Raw genomic sequence first — 16,582 nt, 5'->3', positions numbered from 1 at the left:
CAGATATAAGTATTAATGTATTATAGCTTATTCAGATATTATGTGTAAGCCTCCAAAATGACGATAAAGCGATGAGAAAGCCAACGGCTTCAGCCGTCATTGGATGAGATTAGATGAGAATCGCAACGCCGCCAACGGTGGCGTTTGTTTTGTATTTGATTTCTTGCCATATGTCTACTTTTATGTTAAACTCTTTTTATGGCTTATCAACGTGAGATGCGGGGCGGAACATGACCGAGATATTAATGTGGCTGTAAATATTCTCAGAGTATGGGGCGTCTACTCTTAAAAGAGCATGGGGCATCCACTCTTATTATATTAAATGAAGAAGACGTAAGACCGGTTTCAGTCGGCTGTCTTTGTCGATGTTAGAATTTCATGACTTTAATCGTGGGAGTATGTCAAAAGCACTGATGGATTCGCGCTGACGACGACGAACAGCGTTCGGATACCGGGAGTAGGCACGACTACAGACCCCACTGCATTTTCATCTGTATACCCTTTTCTATTGGTAAGCTACTTGACGAATTACTAGTAAATGAGTTAGAATTGGATACAGTGTAGATAAGGGTGTTTAGATAAGGGTGTTTAGGAGAAATTTCGTTTTATGTTTTGTTTTAAGTTTTGTTTTATATTTTAAGTTTTGTTTTATGTTTGGAAAGAGGGCGGCATAGCCAAGTGGTAAGGCAGAGGACTGCAAATCCTTTATCCCCAGTTCGAATCTGGGTGCCGCCTCCAAAAGTATTTTATAAATCATCTATTAAATCATCTATCAAGCTTTTACGTTTTTTCCACATACCAGAGAGGAAATAGATCGCTCCTGGAATTGCCGCGCCGTAAGGAGCCAGGCCGTAACCCAAGACAAATCCATAAAAGCCCCATCCTGCCAAGACCCCCATGACATAGCTCAACCCAACTCGCATGATAACGGCATCTAAAAGCCCAAAAAGCATTCCCAGAGGAGCGTTGCCAATGCCCTGGACGAAGGCATTCGTTCCACGCATGATTGCCAGCGGCATGAACGTCCACATAATAGCGGAAATAAAAACTGGGGCCAAGTCCAGAACATCCGCGTCCGTTGTGAAGAGAGCAAATGCCTGTCTGCCGAATAACAGGTAAATGACGATAAAAATACCGTGAAAAGCGCAGGCGAAAATCCAGGACCAATACACGACGCTTTTGGCGCGATCCAGAGCCCGCGCCGCGTAATTTTGAGCGATCATGGGCCCCGCGGCGTAACGAATACCGATGGAGATTTTTGTGCAGATATCGTCGAGCTTGATTCCGACGCCGAAAGTCGCGGAAGCGATAACGCCAACCTGATTCACGAGGCTATTCACATAAAACATGGAGATGTGGATAGCACTGGTGTGGATGGCCAGGGGAACGCCTTGTTTGACGATGGGGTTGAAATACATCCAACGGATCTTCCAACTGCGTGGACGGAAATCGAAGAAAAACGCCGCGCGCCGACGGTACAGAAAGACCAGGGAGAACAGGAAAGAAACTGCCTGCCCCAAGATTGTGGCCGCGGCGGCCCCGGCGACACCCCACCCCAGGTATCCGGTGAAGAGCAGATCCAGAATCAGATTGAGCACGGAGGCAAGAAGGATGAACAGAAAGGGATGTTTGGAGTCCCCCATGCCGCGCAAGACAGAAGACACCATGTTGTACCCGAACGTGAAGATCAGGCCAACCCCGCAGATTGTCAGATAATCGACCGCCATGTTGAAAGACTCCAGGGGCATGTTGAGAACGCGGAGCAGCGGCAGATGTAACGAGACGATCCCGGCCGAGAAAGCCACCCCCAGAATCAACGTGGAGGCGAAAAGAGTGCCGATCACCCCGTTGAGTTCCTTCCGGCGTTCGGCGCCGATCAACTGCGAGATGAGAACCTGTCCGCCGGTGCAATACCCTGTGCACAGCATCGTGGCGAAATTTAGGACCTGGCTACCCAAAGACACCGCAGCAAGTCCGGCGCTACCTACGCAGCGGCCAACGACAATCATATCTACAGTGGAGTACAAAACCTGAAAAACATTAGATGCCATAAAAGGAAGCATAAAGACCAGCAGCGTTTTGGGAATGCTCCCTTTTCTAAAATCCCTTACCAGATTTTCCGCGTCAGTCGACATCTAGCAGGTCATGCTCGTGTTCAAATTTTCATCAATACGAATGTTGATGTTTGTTCGCGTCATATTTTACCTCACCTCTTTTATAAACTATTGTAAAGATATTTCTTCACGTTATCAAGCAAAAACTTGACTAAGCAGGATCAAAAAATCACAAAATACGTCCCAACATATTGTTTTTTTGAAAAGCAGGTATATTCTTTAGGTATAGCGCAACATCATTGATCTGTTATTTATTGCTGGCTTGCTGGCTGAAAGGATCGGAAGCATAAAAATCTGGAACTGGAATAAAAATCTACTAAATACTACTTATAGAGGATCTTTCATAAATGAGTGACCATATATTCCGCAGAGAATTGGCAATTCTTACCGAAAATAGGACTTTACTGGAACGCCCACGAATAAAGGGAATTTTCGCGGAAGCCCTCCAGAAATCTTTGATCATTGTTTCCGCGGGCACTGGCTATGGTAAGACTTGGGCTGTCTACTCGTTTCTCCAGAACTACGATGCGGACACGCTGTGGTTGCAGCTCTCGGAACGCGATAACCTGGGCGCCCGATTTTGGGAGCATTTCACTAATACGATTTTGCTGCGCGATAAGAACTTGGCAGAGCGTCTATCGATGTTGGGATTTCCAGAGACGAGAGACCAGTTCGAGAAATACCTTTCGACGATCGAGGACAATCTCTTGTTCAAGGAGAAGCGGGTGATCGTGTTCGACGATTTCCATCTCATCGAGGAAAACTCGGTGCTCCGGTTTGTCGAACGATCCATCAATTCCCCGTTCCCGAATGTGGCCATGATCCTAATTTCACAAACAGACCCAAACATCAACATGGTGAGATTGCTCTCGCAGGGAATGGTTTTTCACGTCAACGAAGATGATTTACGCTTGACAGAGGGCGAAATAGCAGGGTATTTTCGTTTGATGGGTATTCCGTTGTCGCCTCAAAGCATCGCCGGTATTTACAGCGACACGGCGGGGTGGATGTTAGCGGTAAATCTGATCAGCTTGTCCCTGAAAAAATCTCCCGATCAAGTACAAGACGCGCGTATCGCGATGAAGCTGAATATCTTCAAAATGATCGAAAACGAGGTCTTCCTCGTGAGTTCAGAGAGAATGCGACGATTTCTAATTCAATTGTCGCTGATTGAGCACCTTTCGAGAGATCTGGTTTCGATTCTTGCCGGAGGTGACAAAACCCTCATCGAGGAATTGAAGAAAATCACTTCTTTCGTTCGGATTGACACCTTTTCGCACGTTTATCTTATCCACCGCCTCTTTCTCGACTACCTGCGGCAAAAACAGGATTTTCTGACGGCGGAGGAAAAGAAAGACATCTACTTAAAAGCGGCTCGCTGGTGCGACGAGAACGAGTATAAAATGGATGCCGTGTCCTACTACGACAAGGCTGGCGAATACAAGGCGATCGTCGAGTTAGTGTACCATCTGCCGATACGGTTCCCTTACGACCAAGCGAAGTTTATTCTCGACGTCTATAACAAAGCGCCGGCCTCCGCGCTGGAAGACATCGCTTTGTACCATCGCGAGTATCCGAACCTGCTCATGAGTCTGAACCGTTATGCAGAAGCCTTGGCGGACATCGAGAAACGCATCGAAAAATATTCGGCTCTGCCCTGCTCTGATTTCAACAACCGGGTCCTTTGCGGCACTTATATGGCTCTGGCTATCGCGCGCTATCTTATGGCGCCTCACACGGATCGTTACGATTTCGAGGAGCCGCTGGAGAAGTCAACTTATTATTATCAGTCCAACCCTTCCAGCCCTTATTTAGAATCTGGTTCCATTACCAGCGTATCCCTGAGCGCTTTAGTTTCTAAAGTCGGAACAACGAGAAGCGGCGCGATGGAGGAATATATCGACGCTTTGACGCGCTCGATACCGCATATGAGCCATATGATGGGCGGGTGTATGTTCGGATTGGATGATCTGGCCAGAGGTGAGCTGCAATTTTACAAGGGTGACTTGAAAAATTCCATGAAATTCCTCAGGCAGGCGTTATATAAAGCGGAGGAAAAAAATCAATACGAAGTCAGAAATCGGGCTCTGTTTTATCTTTTGCGCATCGCTGTCGCGCAGGGGGATTTCAAGGGGGTCCAGAGGATATTTAAAAACTTGAGCGCGCAGTTGGAAATGAAAGAATATCCCACCCGTTTCATCACCTACGACATCGTATCAAGCTGGTACCATTTCGTTCTCAATCAACCCAATCTGGTCGTCCATTGGATACTGAGCGACGACTTCGGAAAAGGTTCCATAGGAACATTCAAGGAGGATTTTGGAAACTTTGTCAAAGCGAAATTTTATTACTCGGACAAGCGATACCACGAGCTGCTATCCTTTATTGAAAGCAAACCGGTTTTTGGTGAGGTGTTGTTTGGAAAACTAGAAATAAAACTGCTCACGGCGGCGTGTCAATATCACATTAAAAATCGAGACGAGTCGAGGGTCGCGTTGCGAGAAGCTTATGACCTCGCGTTATCGAACAATTTGACGATGCCGTTCATCGAAATGGGCAACGACATGCGCACGTTAACCCGAGCGGCGATGCGGGAGAAAGACTGCGGCATCCCCATCCAGTGGCTCGAACTGATCAACAGGAAATCAGCCACTTACGCGAAGCAGTTGCTTCTCGTCATATCGGAGTATAAAAAAGCAAACAACATAGGAGATGACGTGCGTTTGTCGACGCGAGAAATGGAAGTTCTTCAAGACTTGTACGAAGGGCTTTCTCGTTCGGAAATCGCGGCAAATCGCGATTTGTCGATCACAACGGTGAAGATGCTGCTGAACACGGTCTATGCGAAACTTGGAGCTAATAGCCTGGCGGATGTCATCAGAATCTCCATAAAGAGGAATTTGGTAAGTTAAAACTTTTATTATAAATGTTTCAGATAGATGTGAAATAGATGCGAAATAGACGCGAAATGAATTATTCCCGGAAACGTCGATTTAGTATAGGCCTTTAACTCGTGAATTGATCGACTTGACTGAATAGTAAATCTGCTCAGCATGGATTGACAAAAGTAATTTTAAAATTAAAATGAATTCAATGAAGATTTAGAGCTGTAGAAAATTTGGAGGTGTAGAGTAATGAGGCGTAATGTGTTGTTGGTGGTTGTAAGTGTGTTTTTCTTTTGCTCTGCTGTTCATGCGAATGACGAAGATATGGGGGGGGGGGGGTAGGCTTTTTGGGGAATAATTATGCTGGATCAATTATGGAAGTGTCGGATGAATCTCTACCACTCCATTTCCCGACAGAGACGCTGACGGTCGCTTCAAAGGATCAATCAATATATAACTTGAGCAAAAAAAATATTTTGCTGTCTCCGATATCACCACCTTATGGACTGTTTGTACCTAGCGGTCAGAGCTTATCCTTAGGTGAAAGTTCGTCCTCAGGGTTGAGTACTATGTCCTCGGTCACGGGTAATGATTCGCCTAACACTGCTCCAATGATACCGCCCAATATGAATTTTTCGGACACATTAGACTACACAGGACATCAATCTTGGTTTTATACTCAGGCTCCTAGTGCTGGACAATTCACGATGCACCTGCGAGTTCCCCAGATTAATGTGGATTATGACTTGTATGTGTATAAGTTATACGCTGGAAATGTGCTGTCTTTCAAAGCCAGTCAACGCGTCGGGGGTTCCGATGAGCATATATCCTTTCTAGCGGAAACTGGTGAGATATATTTTATTGTTGTGTACTCGTATTCTGGAAGTTCCACTGAACTATATACTCTTTATAATAGTTTTGACCCCAATCCGGAAATCTCGGAAGTTAATGATTTTCCCGAAAACGCGAGGATTGTGGTGCCAAATACAGTAGGAATAAGTGGTGAAATAGCCACTCTTCGTGATGAAGACTTTATTAAATTTACCGTACCGACATCTGCCAATCGAGCGGTTCTGACGATGATTATGCAAGACGTCTATGGTGTTATTCCTCTGGTTTATGGCTATGTTTACAATGAAAACCTTGTTTATCAAGGGGCAATAGAACCAAACGCAAATGTTCCGATAATGGTTTCACCGGGTACTTATTACATTAGAGTCCTTTCGGAGGGAAATTTGTATTATAGCAATTTGAACTATAATTACTCGATACTGGTGAATACCTTCAATTCTTCCGGAACGATTGGTCAGGTTTTAGGACGCAATAGTAGCAACAACAGAATCGCTTATATGACAACAGCCAATACGTTGTGGGTTAATTCAGACCTAAAAATTTCATCAATTAGTCTCTCATTTAGTCGTCAAGTAACAATACCACAACCACAAAAATCTACGCGTTTTAATGTAACATCAGGGGCGATACATCGGGCTCTATTTATAAGCTATAGTAGCAGCATGGAGAATGAGTTGCATGAAAGTAGTTCTGCTTCTAATGCTATATGGCTTTTGCCGGTTCACTTTAGTTTTAGTAATATGTTATCTATGGGTGGTCAGTCTGATTTGTTTGCTGATACCTTCTATAACGAGGATCTTTTTTGGAAGTCGGGATTTGTCTACGATTTAGATACTGGAAAATTGAAGGATTTCCTGTCGCCAGTTAATGGGTACTATAATTCAGATATATTTGATGGTTATATGGGTCACTACATTAATTCTTATACTGTACAGTGAGTTTTGAAAGTCTCGTTGCGGAACAAAGTGTAACGAGACTTTTAAAAAAACCAAGGAGGGGTGATCTTGATGATAAATCAAGTGGGTTTAGGAGCATCGCAATGGTTGCCAATGGGTGGCCTCGGAGGGGGCGGGACTTCTCTTACTGATCGCTTGAGCGGGGCGCTTAAGCGCGCGTCGGATAGTTTTCAGAAAAGTCTTCCTGCTGGCGGCGAGAACGTTTCCGGTGATGACGCGGTATCCTGGCAAGAAAAGTTAAGAGGCGTGGGGGCCGATCCGAAATTGAAGTCGATCGACAAACACATCACGATAGCGGAGGAACTTCTCACGCGAATGAAAGAAATTACCGAATCGGCGCAGAGCGAGACATTGAGCGCCCAAGACCGTATCGCCCTGCAGACGGAGTTAGGCAAGTTGCAGTATGAGCTGGATATCCAAACAGAGAAATTCGTACATGGAAATGTTCTGTTTCCTGAACGCTCGTATGAAGACACGTCATCTTATAAAATGCTTGCGAGAGCCGCCAAACGCGTTGCCAACGGTGAACGGTGGGATGTTGCCGAAGTAAATCTTGCTGATCCTGGCGTTGTTGGGGCGCCGGATAAGTGGGAGATCACGGGCGACCCGAATGTCCCGACGGTCGGCGACATATTGAAAAACGAAGGAAGAAGCGTGATGGACTCCAAAGCGGCCGAGGCGAGTACGGCCGCTTTGGAGAACGATCTATCGAGACTACAGGAACAGCAGGGGAAACTTGCCTCGTTTGTCAATCGGAACGGAGCGGCGAATCCGCAGGGCACATATTCGGAGGAGGCTAACAACAATACTTTCGCGAAGATGGTGGGCTCGCTTTCTTCGGGAACACAACGTCTTTTGGAGTCATTCGCTAGAGATCCCGTTGGGCATACAATTTCGTCCGGTTCCATAAGCGAGTCTGAGTTCATGTCGCAAACATCGCAAATGTCAGAAGAAGAACTTAAGAAGTACGATATAACGCAGGAAACGGGATCGACTGAAGATGAAGGTCTGTGGGGAGCGCTCATGAACTCTCGTGCACAAAACGGTTATCTGCTCAGCGTATCTGTCAACGTGCGGATTGCCGGAATGGAACCAACCACCAAAATGGTTTTGCGGGCCGCCCCAGGCCAAGATCCGAATAATGCATGCCCCCAAGCGATCCCGACGATGATAACGAAAGATGACCCGGAATTTTACAGACAGACACCCAGAGTTAACCAGATGATCGATGAGAACGGCAAACTTTTGGTCAAATACGTCAATATCAAAGTCACTCTCCCTAATCCGTCCAGCTTCGGCAACTCAAATTACTATTCGGGAACGAGCATATCTATTTTTGCATAAACTTTTTGCGTGAACTTGATTTTTGCGTAAACTCGATCGAGAAGCCCCTCAATCTTAATAGTGAGGGGCTTCTCGTGTATTGCTTCTACATATATTGATTCTACATAAAACTCGATCAAAACAGCCTTGAATTGAAATAGATCTTTTTACCGGTTTTTATTCATGAATTATCACATATATTTCCATAAATTCTTTCCTATAATGATAAAAGAGCCTTGGCTCTGGCTGAAAAACAGAATGAGATCGAGCGTGAGTCAGTTGGCGAGCAACGTTGAGGGGGAGGGAAAATTTTCAGTTTCGGCGCCAACCGTGATGATAACGATGGAACTATGCAAAGGGACTACGCAAAGGTACTACACAAAAGCGTGAGTGAAGACCAGGACGGTCAAAAGGATTTTTTGTGTTAACGGGATAAGGATGTCTCGTAACAAGGAGGTTAACGTATAATGAGGATTTATCACAACATACCGGCGCTTTATGCTTTCAACGCTCTCAATGAGACAAATTCCGCTCTGCAAAAATCGGTCAGGATGCTTTCTACGGGTTTGCGCATCAACTCCGCGGCGGACGACGCGGCGGGGCTGGCCATTTCCGAGAAGATGCGCGCCCAGATCAACGGCTTGAATATGGCGGTTCGGAATGCCCAAGACGGCATCTCGATGTTGCAAACGGCGGAAGGGGCATTGAGCGAAGATCACAGTATTCTCCAGCGTATGAGGGAGTTAGCGGTTCAGGCGGCTAACGATACTCTGACTCAGCAAGATCGCCAGTACATTCAATCGGAAATCGACCAGTTGAAAGGGGAACTCACCCGTGTAGCCACCGCGACGCAGTTCAACAAAAAGCGGCTGCTTGATGGCAGCGCCGCCGCTCTGTGGTCCTCTAGTGAGCTTTCCACGAAGGCCTACGTCAAAGGATCCCTGCGCCAGATTGATCAATTCGGACAGAAGGCCGCCTTTGAGGGTAACTACAAAATAAGGGTCAACGCGGATCCCGGTCAGGCCGAAGCTCAAAAGAGCGATATTTTCACGATCAAACACAAAAACGTTGTCATGAACAAAAGCGTCAATAACCAAGTGGGAGTGGAGAACGCTCGCGTGGACAACATCCCGGCTGGTGCGTACAATATACGGGCGGACGGCGACGTGAAGACCGCTTTCGCTGACTCTAACGCAATCTGGAACGCAGCGGTGGGGGCATACGGAGGCGACGCGAGCAACACCCGCCTGGTGGGTTATTACAGCAGCCAAGGCATTCAAGCCGGCGAACGGGCAAGCGCGCCATCAACTTCGAGCCCTGGCACAGGTAAAGGGCAGGATATCTTCGCGGTTCTCACCCAGGATATCAACGCCAGCGTCCTGGCGGAGGTTACGGCGGTGGACATGACGGGCAAGACCGTGACGCTCCGCCTGACGTCCTCGATTCTGAAGGCAGACGGCACGGTGGAGAACCACGTTCAGGAAAATATCGTCGTCTCGGCCAAGGCGCCTAGCGGAGCGGCGCCAACCCTCCAAGAGGCCACCAAGTGGGAAACCGCTCCCCCGGCGTCAAGCAGCAAGCTGGGCTTTGATTTCGCGATTTTCATCGACGCGAACAGCCTCACGTCCGATCCGACGAGAAACGGCGGTAAGATCGACTACGCAGTGGGCGACAAGATGGTCTTCAACGTCACCGCGACAAAATCCGCCATCGCCCCCGCCGCGGATACAGTTGTCCGGATAGAAGGGCAACAGACCCCAGACTGGCCCAATAAGTGGGCGGACATGGACTTGAACAACAAGGGAATTCAACCCAATCCCCCGACCTACAGGGTATCGGAGCGCCCTCTCCACTACGCGGTGAACAAAGCCGCCGTCGCGGGAAAGGAGCTGCACTTCCGCAACTTCTATCTCAACACGGACAACGGGACGGTATACGAGGGCGATATCGTTCTGAACCTGGAGAAAAACTTCGGGGCGACCAGCAATTTCACCTCTAGCACGAAGACCACTCTGACAACCTTTGAGGCCGCCTATATTGGGCAGACGGCAAAGGCGGATGTCCAACTGCGAGACATCAACAAGTTTTGGAACCCCCAAGGCGTTTTTCTGCTAACCAACCACCAGACCATCACCATTTCTCAGGGCGATGGCAAGAGCGCTACCGTTACGCTTTACTCCACCGATACCCTGGCCGTGTTGCAGAGGAAGCTGAACGACGCTATCTCCGCGGATTTAGGTCAGGGACGGTACGCGACCAAGGGCGCGTCGAAGTTCGTGAGCTTTGTCGAGGACGGCAAAACCTACGATAATACGATGGAGTCCGTAGCGGGGACTCTCGTCATTCGATCCATGGTGGCGGGCAATGGCGGCAAACTCGCCTTCTCCGGCGACGAGGAACTCATCAACGCCCTATCCCTCAATGTAGTACAGACAGCGAAAGAAAATTCCTTCACCGTCTCCGTGTACGACGCTCACAATAGCACCATCATCGCTAGCGGAGTGAAGGTCTCCAGCAACCTGCTTGTCGGGGTTATCCATCCCAACGTGGACGTGGAGTTCGACCCGATGGCGAACATCCGGGCCGAGTGGAACGAGCAGACGCGTGCCTTCTCTTTAATCAAGCAGTCGCAACCCTACGAAACGATTCTGCACTTGGTGGACAACAGCACGATATTTCAAGTCGGAGCTAACGAAGGCGAAGACGTGGCTGTGGATATCGGGAACATGTCGGCGGACGCCCTTGGGGTCACACGGGTGATCGTGACGGATCGCGACGCCGCGGCGCGTGGCATCACCATACTGGACGCCGCTATCAACAAAGTTTCGACGCAACGCGCGAAGATCGGGGCCTTTCAGAACGCGCTGGAACACACCGTCACCAACCTGACGACCACCAGCACGAACCTCACGGACGCGGAAAGCCGCATTCGGGACGCGGACATATCCAAGGAGATGTTGAACTTTACGCGCCTCCAGATCCTGTCTCAGTCCGGTACCGCTATGCTGGCTCAGGCCAATCAGATGCCTCAATCGGTTCTGAGTCTCCTCCGGGGTTAGCGACTCGTACTTTCAATCACAAAAGAGGCTGCCTTCGGGCAGCCTCTTTTGTGGTTTTCTTTCTGTTTATAGTATTCTGATGTAGTATTTTGAGTTTGTTTTGATATACTCCGAAAGTAAAAAAGGCGGGCCTCTGAGACCCGCTCTTATATTTTCTAACGAACAGTCTGGCATTGCTTCTTAGGCAAGAAGTTCTTTGATGACGAACAAAAGCGCGAGGCCGATCAAAACCACATTCACGTCCTTTGTCTTGCCGCTCACGATCTTGATCACAACGTAAGAAACAATTCCGAACTCGATCCCTATCGCGATGCTGTAAGCCAACGCCATCATGAAGAAGGCCAACATCGCGGGCGTCAACTCCGTCCAGTCGTCGTAGTTCAGGTCACGCAGCCCCATCATCATATAGATGCCTACAATGATCAGTGCGGGGGACGTCGCGTAAGAGGGAACGATGCCCACGATGGGGCTGAAGAAAATAGCGACCAAAAACAAAATTCCCGTGACGAGCGCGGTGAGTCCCGTGCGTCCACCTTGGGCAACGCCACTAGCGCTTTCGACGTAAGTCGTGACGGTAGAGGTTCCCAAAATGGACCCCGCGACGGTGCCGATAGCATCGGCCATTAGCGCGTCCTTCGCGCGGGGCAATCGTCCCTGTTCGTCCAGAAGTCCGCTACGGTTGCAGACGCCGACCAATGTCCCTACCGTATCAAAAAAATCGACGAAGAAAAAGGTAAACACGATAATCCAGAAATTGGGATCACCTAGACCAGAAAAATCTAAATGCCAGAAAATAGGGGTAAGCGACGGAGGAGTCGCGACAATGGCCTCTGGCAGAGGCACTCTACCCAGAGCTATTCCCACGCCGGTGACAGTCGCGATGCCGATTAGAAGGGAGCCTTTGACTTTGAAATGTTCGAGAACCACCATTAAGATCAAACCACCAAGGGCCAGGACAATGGAAAAGCTGTTTTTGATACTACCCAGCCCCACCAAAGTCGCGGGGTTACCGACAACGATACCCGCGCCCTGCAGACCAATGAAGGTGATGAACAGGCCGATCCCGCTGGCGATTCCTATCTTTAAGGTCTTGGGGATGGTGTTGACAATGGTCTCGCGCAGTTTGGTGAGCGTCAGGATGATAAAGATGACACCCTCGATAAATACCGCGGCCAAAGCTCCCTCCCAACCAACGTTCATGTCGGGATTCAAGACGACGCTGAAAGTGAAAAAAGCGTTGAGCCCCATCCCAGAAGCCAGAGCAAGAGGGTAATTAGCCAAAAACGCCATTAAAAACGTGGCGAGGGCGGCGGACACGCAGGTGGCGACCATTACGGGACCAAATGGCATTCCTGCCTTGGAGAGAATGTCCGGGTTGACAAAAATGATATACCCCATTGTCACAAACGTCGTGACACCCGCAAGAATCTCCGTCTTTACCGTCGTGTGGTTCTCTTGGAGCTTGAACTGCTTTTCCAGAAAAGACATGATAGATAAATCCCTCCGATTCTTTCAGCGTACTAATACCTACTTATAACGAGTAGACACGTTTCGCATAGTATTTCTTTGAGTATGAAGTCAAAGAAAAAGCTGAATCTCGCAAAGCTTGCGGAAATATTCCTCAAGCGCCGTTATCGCCCCAATCTATAATAATATTTTCATCACAGTAGATACATACGGTCTCTACATGCAAACGTTCGGTGACCGGGGCAATAACTACTGCACGGCCTTGGTTTTTGGCTACAACATCAGCAGCTATTGGAACGCATATGAACCATCTCCCAAACTCCAGAATCAATCGTAAATTTCTCCTTCATTGGTCCACCTCCTTGTTGTTGAAAGTTATTGAAAGCTGTTGAAAGCTGTTGAAAATTGTTGAAAGCTATTGAAAGCTATTGAAAGCTATTAAAAGCTATTGAAAGCTATTAAAAGATATTGAAAGCTATTGAAACGCGCAAGCCTGTTACCTACGCCGCTCGATACACCGTATAGAATTTCACTGCAACACACTGTCGCGCTTTGTAATAGCTTATCAGTAGAAACATTAATGTATTATAGCTTATTCATATACGATGTACCCATACTCTTTCAGCTTTACCCAGCCTAGGGTGGATATCTTGATTCGATGCCGCCGCGCTTCTGTATCCTTTTCATTGTTACGAGTTCATTGTTACGAGGAACGTAGTGATCAGAAACGTAAAAGCCGGTGTCGCTATCATGTTTCCTCTTAAATTTTGGTAATCCTCTTAAATTATAGTTTTACTATTTCGTGGCTATAAATAGGTTATACACAAAACGACACACGCCGGTAGTCCGGTGTATCTTCTCAATCTGCTCAGGCACTGGATCTATTTCTGTCTTGTAAGCTATAATCATGTTCCAATGCCTCTTTTAAGGATTTTTTGTAGTTTCGTAACCCATATAACCTTGAGCTAAAACAATGAACTATCGTCATTAAATCTTGGATCATTTCTTGCTCTGAACTCAATTCTTTACTGTCCAAAATTTTTAGCTCACAAAAATGATCTTTAATAAAACGCTCAAACCACTCGAAACCGAAACGTACCAGCCTATCCTTGTGAGCGATAATCAGCAGACGGATTTGCTGTTTTTCTATGTCTTTCATCAGTTTAAGAAACTTTTGTCGCTTAAAATTTAGACCACTACCAACTTCGCAAATAAACTCGACATCTTGTAGCCTCAATTCGCCGCAATATTGTTCAATAGCTGCTTGCTGTTTTCTTAAGTCGGGCTTCTGAGCTTGGCTAGAAACCCGACAATACGCAACGACTCTGACACGAGAATCCTCCGACTTCAAGCGCAGAAAATCTCTTAATTGCTTCTCAGTATAAATCCGCCGATTTGTTTTACTTCGTGAAGTGGGTTTTAATTTATCCTCCCTGTCCCACTTCTGTAGAGTTTTTACTTTGATGCCAAGAAATTCTGCCGCTTGCCCTGAACTATATATCTTATCCATAACATCATATTACACCTTATATCCTCATTAGTAAAGCTATGCATACTCTCCTTCCCCTCTGATTTTATTTATTTTCCATTTTTTCCCATTTTATTCACACAAGATACTATTTTATTCACACAAGATATTATCGTAATAATGCCTGAAAAGGAAGAGGACCGAAAGAAAATTTGCCATACTTCGGTAATACGCTCAATAGGGAACGCCCCGGCGTGGTTCACCTCGCCATGGAAATATACCAACATCGATTTATAATAAGAGGACATTATCACAAATGAATGGCAGAGACTGCTTTTGACGTTGACAAATTTCTTGGTTGATAAGATAGATATGTTGATAAGATAGATATAGTGTATATACACTTTTGAATGATCAAGGTTATCGGTTCGCCAGGTCCAGAACACAACGCAGCAACACCTCCGCGCCGTTGCCGACGTCCTCAGGGGAGGTGTACTCCTCGGGACAATGGCTTCTACCATCTCGAGAAGGAACGAAGATCATCGCGCTGGGACACAGGTGGTGGATGATCTGCGCGTCATGTCCGGCGCCGCTGGGCATCCGTTTGGAACTATAGCCCAGTTCCTTGGCCTTGTTCTCTACTAGCAACGTCATTTCATCGGTGAATGCCGCGCGGCGCGTGTACGCGAGATTTTCGACGTTCACGGATACTCCTTCCACCTTGCCCGCCTCTTTCACGATTTCTTCGATCCTGGTGACGCCCCGCTCCAGTAAGTCGGAGTCGAACTGGCGGATATCCACCGTCAAGATGGCCTCGCCAGGTACGATGTTGGGAAGGTTTGGGCGCAGGTTCAACTGCCCTGAAGTGACTACAGTGCCCTGGCCGAGTTCGAAGGCCAGCCGGTTGAGTTTGACGACAGCACGAGCCGCGGCAAGTCCTGCGTCACGTCTCCGGTTCATAGGGAACGCCCCGGCGTGGTTCACCTCGCCTTTGAACGTGACCCGCAACCAGGAGAGGCCGACGACGCCCTCCACCACTCCGATCTGGATCCGCTCGTCGAAAAGCACGGGACCTTGCTCAATATGGTACTCCAGATAAGCGTGAGGTTCTAGCCGATCTTTCCCTAGGAACCCGCTCTCACCCAGAGCCTCCACCCAGCTTTTTCCTTGGGGGTTGCGTTTAGATTTCAGGGTCTCCAGGTCGAGTGCGCCCACGGCCAAACGACTCCCCGCCAGGCCCCCCGCCGAAAAATGCCCTCCCTCTTCATCGGTAAAGGAGATGACGGCCACAGGGCGCTTCGTTTCGACGCCGGCTTCATTCAGCGCGCGGAGAACGGCCAATCCCGAAAGAACCCCCATAACGCCATCGAACATCCCCGCGTCTTCCACCGTGTCGATATGGGACCCCATGAACACGGCCGGCGAATCCGCCGAAAAATCCAGGCCGCGCCGCGTGCCCCAAAGGTTCGCGTAGGCGTCCATGTGAATGTCCAGTCCCAATTCCTCCATCCAGTGGACCAATAAATGGCGGGCTTTCAAGTCCTCCGGTCCCAAAGCCAGTCGCGCGCGCCTCGAAGCTGTAACGCCTATCGAACCCATTTCCTCGATCGCGCTCCAAAGGCTCTTTCTATCAATTTCTGGTAGAACTCCCATATTGACCCGCTCCTTCTCCTCAGTATACTGAAATTATCACTGAATCTATTCTTGTTTTCAACTTCTTGTTTTCAACTTCTTGTCAAAACTGTTTGGAGTTTTGTTATGAGTATTTAAATTATCTGCCACGAATTATCTGCCACTAACGTAATTTGCTCGGCATCAGGATAATACTTTGCGTAAATCTCTCTCATCATCAGCCATCATCAGCGCAAAATCACCTTTTTTACGACTTTTCAAAGCCACTACGTGCCTCCAGCCTCCAAGAGGTTCAGTACACATAAATATACTCGCTGTCCCGTACCAGATCTATTCCGCATCAATGATTAATGATTAGACATCAGTGATAAGACATCAATGATGAGACATCAATGATGAGAAATAACAAAACCCCTCCGACCACTCGGCTACTTTTTCACGCGTTATAGATACATAAGTTTTAGAGAGATGTCAAAAATACTCCATAACATGTAAATTGAGCATAATCGCTTGAGCATGCAGGGAAAAACCTTAACCTGAAATTCCTCTATCATCTGTGAGCTTACCTAATCGCGGCTATCAAAAAGCGTACTTTTTGATAAAATCCCAGAATTGAAATTTGGACTCAAAATTTTGGAATAATTATGGTATAATACCTAGGAAAAATTTAGCTATTTTGCTGTTGCTAGCCAGTGATAGGGAGACTGTCAAAAAGTACACATTTTGATAGCCGCGATTGGACGAGTTCACAGACAATAAAGGTTTAGGTGAGTGAACACGGCGGTGCTTTACCCAAAGAACCGGAAAAAGCGTTTGTAGAGGTTTT

The 16,582-nt window shown here is 47.6% G+C and carries 9 protein-coding genes and 1 tRNA gene; 5 read left to right on the top strand and 5 right to left on the bottom strand.

Translation table 11 applies throughout. The features are described from left to right. Nucleotides 1-664: 664 nt before the first annotated feature. Nucleotides 665-738, top strand: a tRNA-Cys gene (locus LBJ36_11770). 8 nt (nucleotides 739-746) lie between these two features. Here the strand turns inward: LBJ36_11770 and LBJ36_11765 are convergent. Further along, nucleotides 747-2,135 carry an MATE family efflux transporter gene (locus LBJ36_11765; protein MDR1379709.1) on the bottom strand — a complete coding sequence of 463 codons (1,389 nt, stop codon included), beginning with the start codon at nucleotides 2,133-2,135 and terminating at the stop codon, nucleotides 747-749. Between the two features lie 326 nt (nucleotides 2,136-2,461). On the opposite strand from LBJ36_11765, the gene LBJ36_11760 reads away from it, so the two are divergent. The 4 genes from LBJ36_11760 to LBJ36_11745 all read left to right on the top strand — a co-directional run bounded on the left by LBJ36_11760 (nucleotide 2,462) and on the right by LBJ36_11745 (nucleotide 11,189). Continuing rightward, nucleotides 2,462-5,026, top strand: a complete 2,565-nt coding sequence (locus tag LBJ36_11760; GenBank protein ID MDR1379708.1) for a LuxR C-terminal-related transcriptional regulator — start codon at nucleotides 2,462-2,464, stop codon at nucleotides 5,024-5,026. A 320-nt stretch (nucleotides 5,027-5,346) separates the two neighbouring features. Further along, nucleotides 5,347-6,789 (top strand): hypothetical protein, encoded by a 1,443-nt coding sequence (locus tag LBJ36_11755; GenBank protein ID MDR1379707.1) that lies wholly within the window; start codon nucleotides 5,347-5,349, stop codon nucleotides 6,787-6,789. Nucleotides 6,790-6,858: 69 nt separating this feature from the next. Beyond that, on the top strand, nucleotides 6,859-8,151 hold the full coding sequence (locus tag LBJ36_11750) for a hypothetical protein (protein ID MDR1379706.1): 1,293 nt from the start codon (nucleotides 6,859-6,861) through the stop codon (nucleotides 8,149-8,151). 446 nt (nucleotides 8,152-8,597) lie between these two features. Then, the gene (locus tag LBJ36_11745) at nucleotides 8,598-11,189 is read left to right on the top strand and encodes a flagellin (GenBank protein MDR1379705.1); all 2,592 of its coding nucleotides are present in this window, start codon (nucleotides 8,598-8,600) and stop codon (nucleotides 11,187-11,189) included. A gap of 180 nt (nucleotides 11,190-11,369) precedes the next feature. Here the strand turns inward: LBJ36_11745 and LBJ36_11740 are convergent, their stop codons facing one another. From LBJ36_11740 to LBJ36_11725, 4 genes are all read right to left on the bottom strand, one after another. Continuing rightward, the gene (locus tag LBJ36_11740; protein MDR1379704.1) at nucleotides 11,370-12,677 is read right to left on the bottom strand and encodes an NCS2 family permease; all 1,308 of its coding nucleotides are present in this window, start codon (nucleotides 12,675-12,677) and stop codon (nucleotides 11,370-11,372) included. A 774-nt stretch (nucleotides 12,678-13,451) separates the two neighbouring features. Continuing rightward, nucleotides 13,452-13,565, bottom strand: a complete 114-nt coding sequence (locus LBJ36_11735; GenBank protein ID MDR1379703.1) for a helix-turn-helix domain-containing protein — start codon at nucleotides 13,563-13,565, stop codon at nucleotides 13,452-13,454. Next, nucleotides 13,525-14,166, bottom strand: a complete 642-nt coding sequence (locus LBJ36_11730; protein ID MDR1379702.1) for an IS607 family transposase — start codon at nucleotides 14,164-14,166, stop codon at nucleotides 13,525-13,527. The genes LBJ36_11735 and LBJ36_11730 overlap by 41 nt, the downstream gene beginning before the upstream one ends. 378 nt (nucleotides 14,167-14,544) lie before the next feature. Continuing rightward, a complete protein-coding gene (locus tag LBJ36_11725) occupies nucleotides 14,545-15,777 on the bottom strand; it encodes a M20 family metallo-hydrolase (protein ID MDR1379701.1) in 1,233 nt (410 codons plus the stop codon). Nucleotides 15,778-16,582 lie beyond the last annotated feature (805 nt).

This window comes from Synergistaceae bacterium (genome assembly GCA_031267575.1).
In the GTDB taxonomy this organism is placed as follows: Bacteria; Synergistota; Synergistia; order Synergistales; family Aminobacteriaceae; genus JAIRYN01.
Note: the sequence above shows the minus strand (reverse complement) of the source record. Positions and strands in the feature narration are given on the sequence as shown.

Coding starts and splice junctions, on each gene's coding strand:
- LBJ36_11765 (MDR1379709.1), bottom strand. CDS start 2,135: ATGTCGACTGACGCGGAAAATCTGGTAAGGGATTTTAGAAAAGGGAGC.
- LBJ36_11760 (MDR1379708.1), top strand. CDS start 2,462: ATGAGTGACCATATATTCCGCAGAGAATTGGCAATTCTTACCGAAAAT.
- LBJ36_11750 (MDR1379706.1), top strand. CDS start 6,859: ATGATAAATCAAGTGGGTTTAGGAGCATCGCAATGGTTGCCAATGGGT.
- LBJ36_11745 (MDR1379705.1), top strand. CDS start 8,598: ATGAGGATTTATCACAACATACCGGCGCTTTATGCTTTCAACGCTCTC.
- LBJ36_11740 (MDR1379704.1), bottom strand. CDS start 12,677: ATGTCTTTTCTGGAAAAGCAGTTCAAGCTCCAAGAGAACCACACGACG.
- LBJ36_11735 (MDR1379703.1), bottom strand. CDS start 13,565: ATGATTATAGCTTACAAGACAGAAATAGATCCAGTGCCTGAGCAGATT.
- LBJ36_11730 (MDR1379702.1), bottom strand. CDS start 14,166: ATGGATAAGATATATAGTTCAGGGCAAGCGGCAGAATTTCTTGGCATC.
- LBJ36_11725 (MDR1379701.1), bottom strand. CDS start 15,777: ATGGGAGTTCTACCAGAAATTGATAGAAAGAGCCTTTGGAGCGCGATC.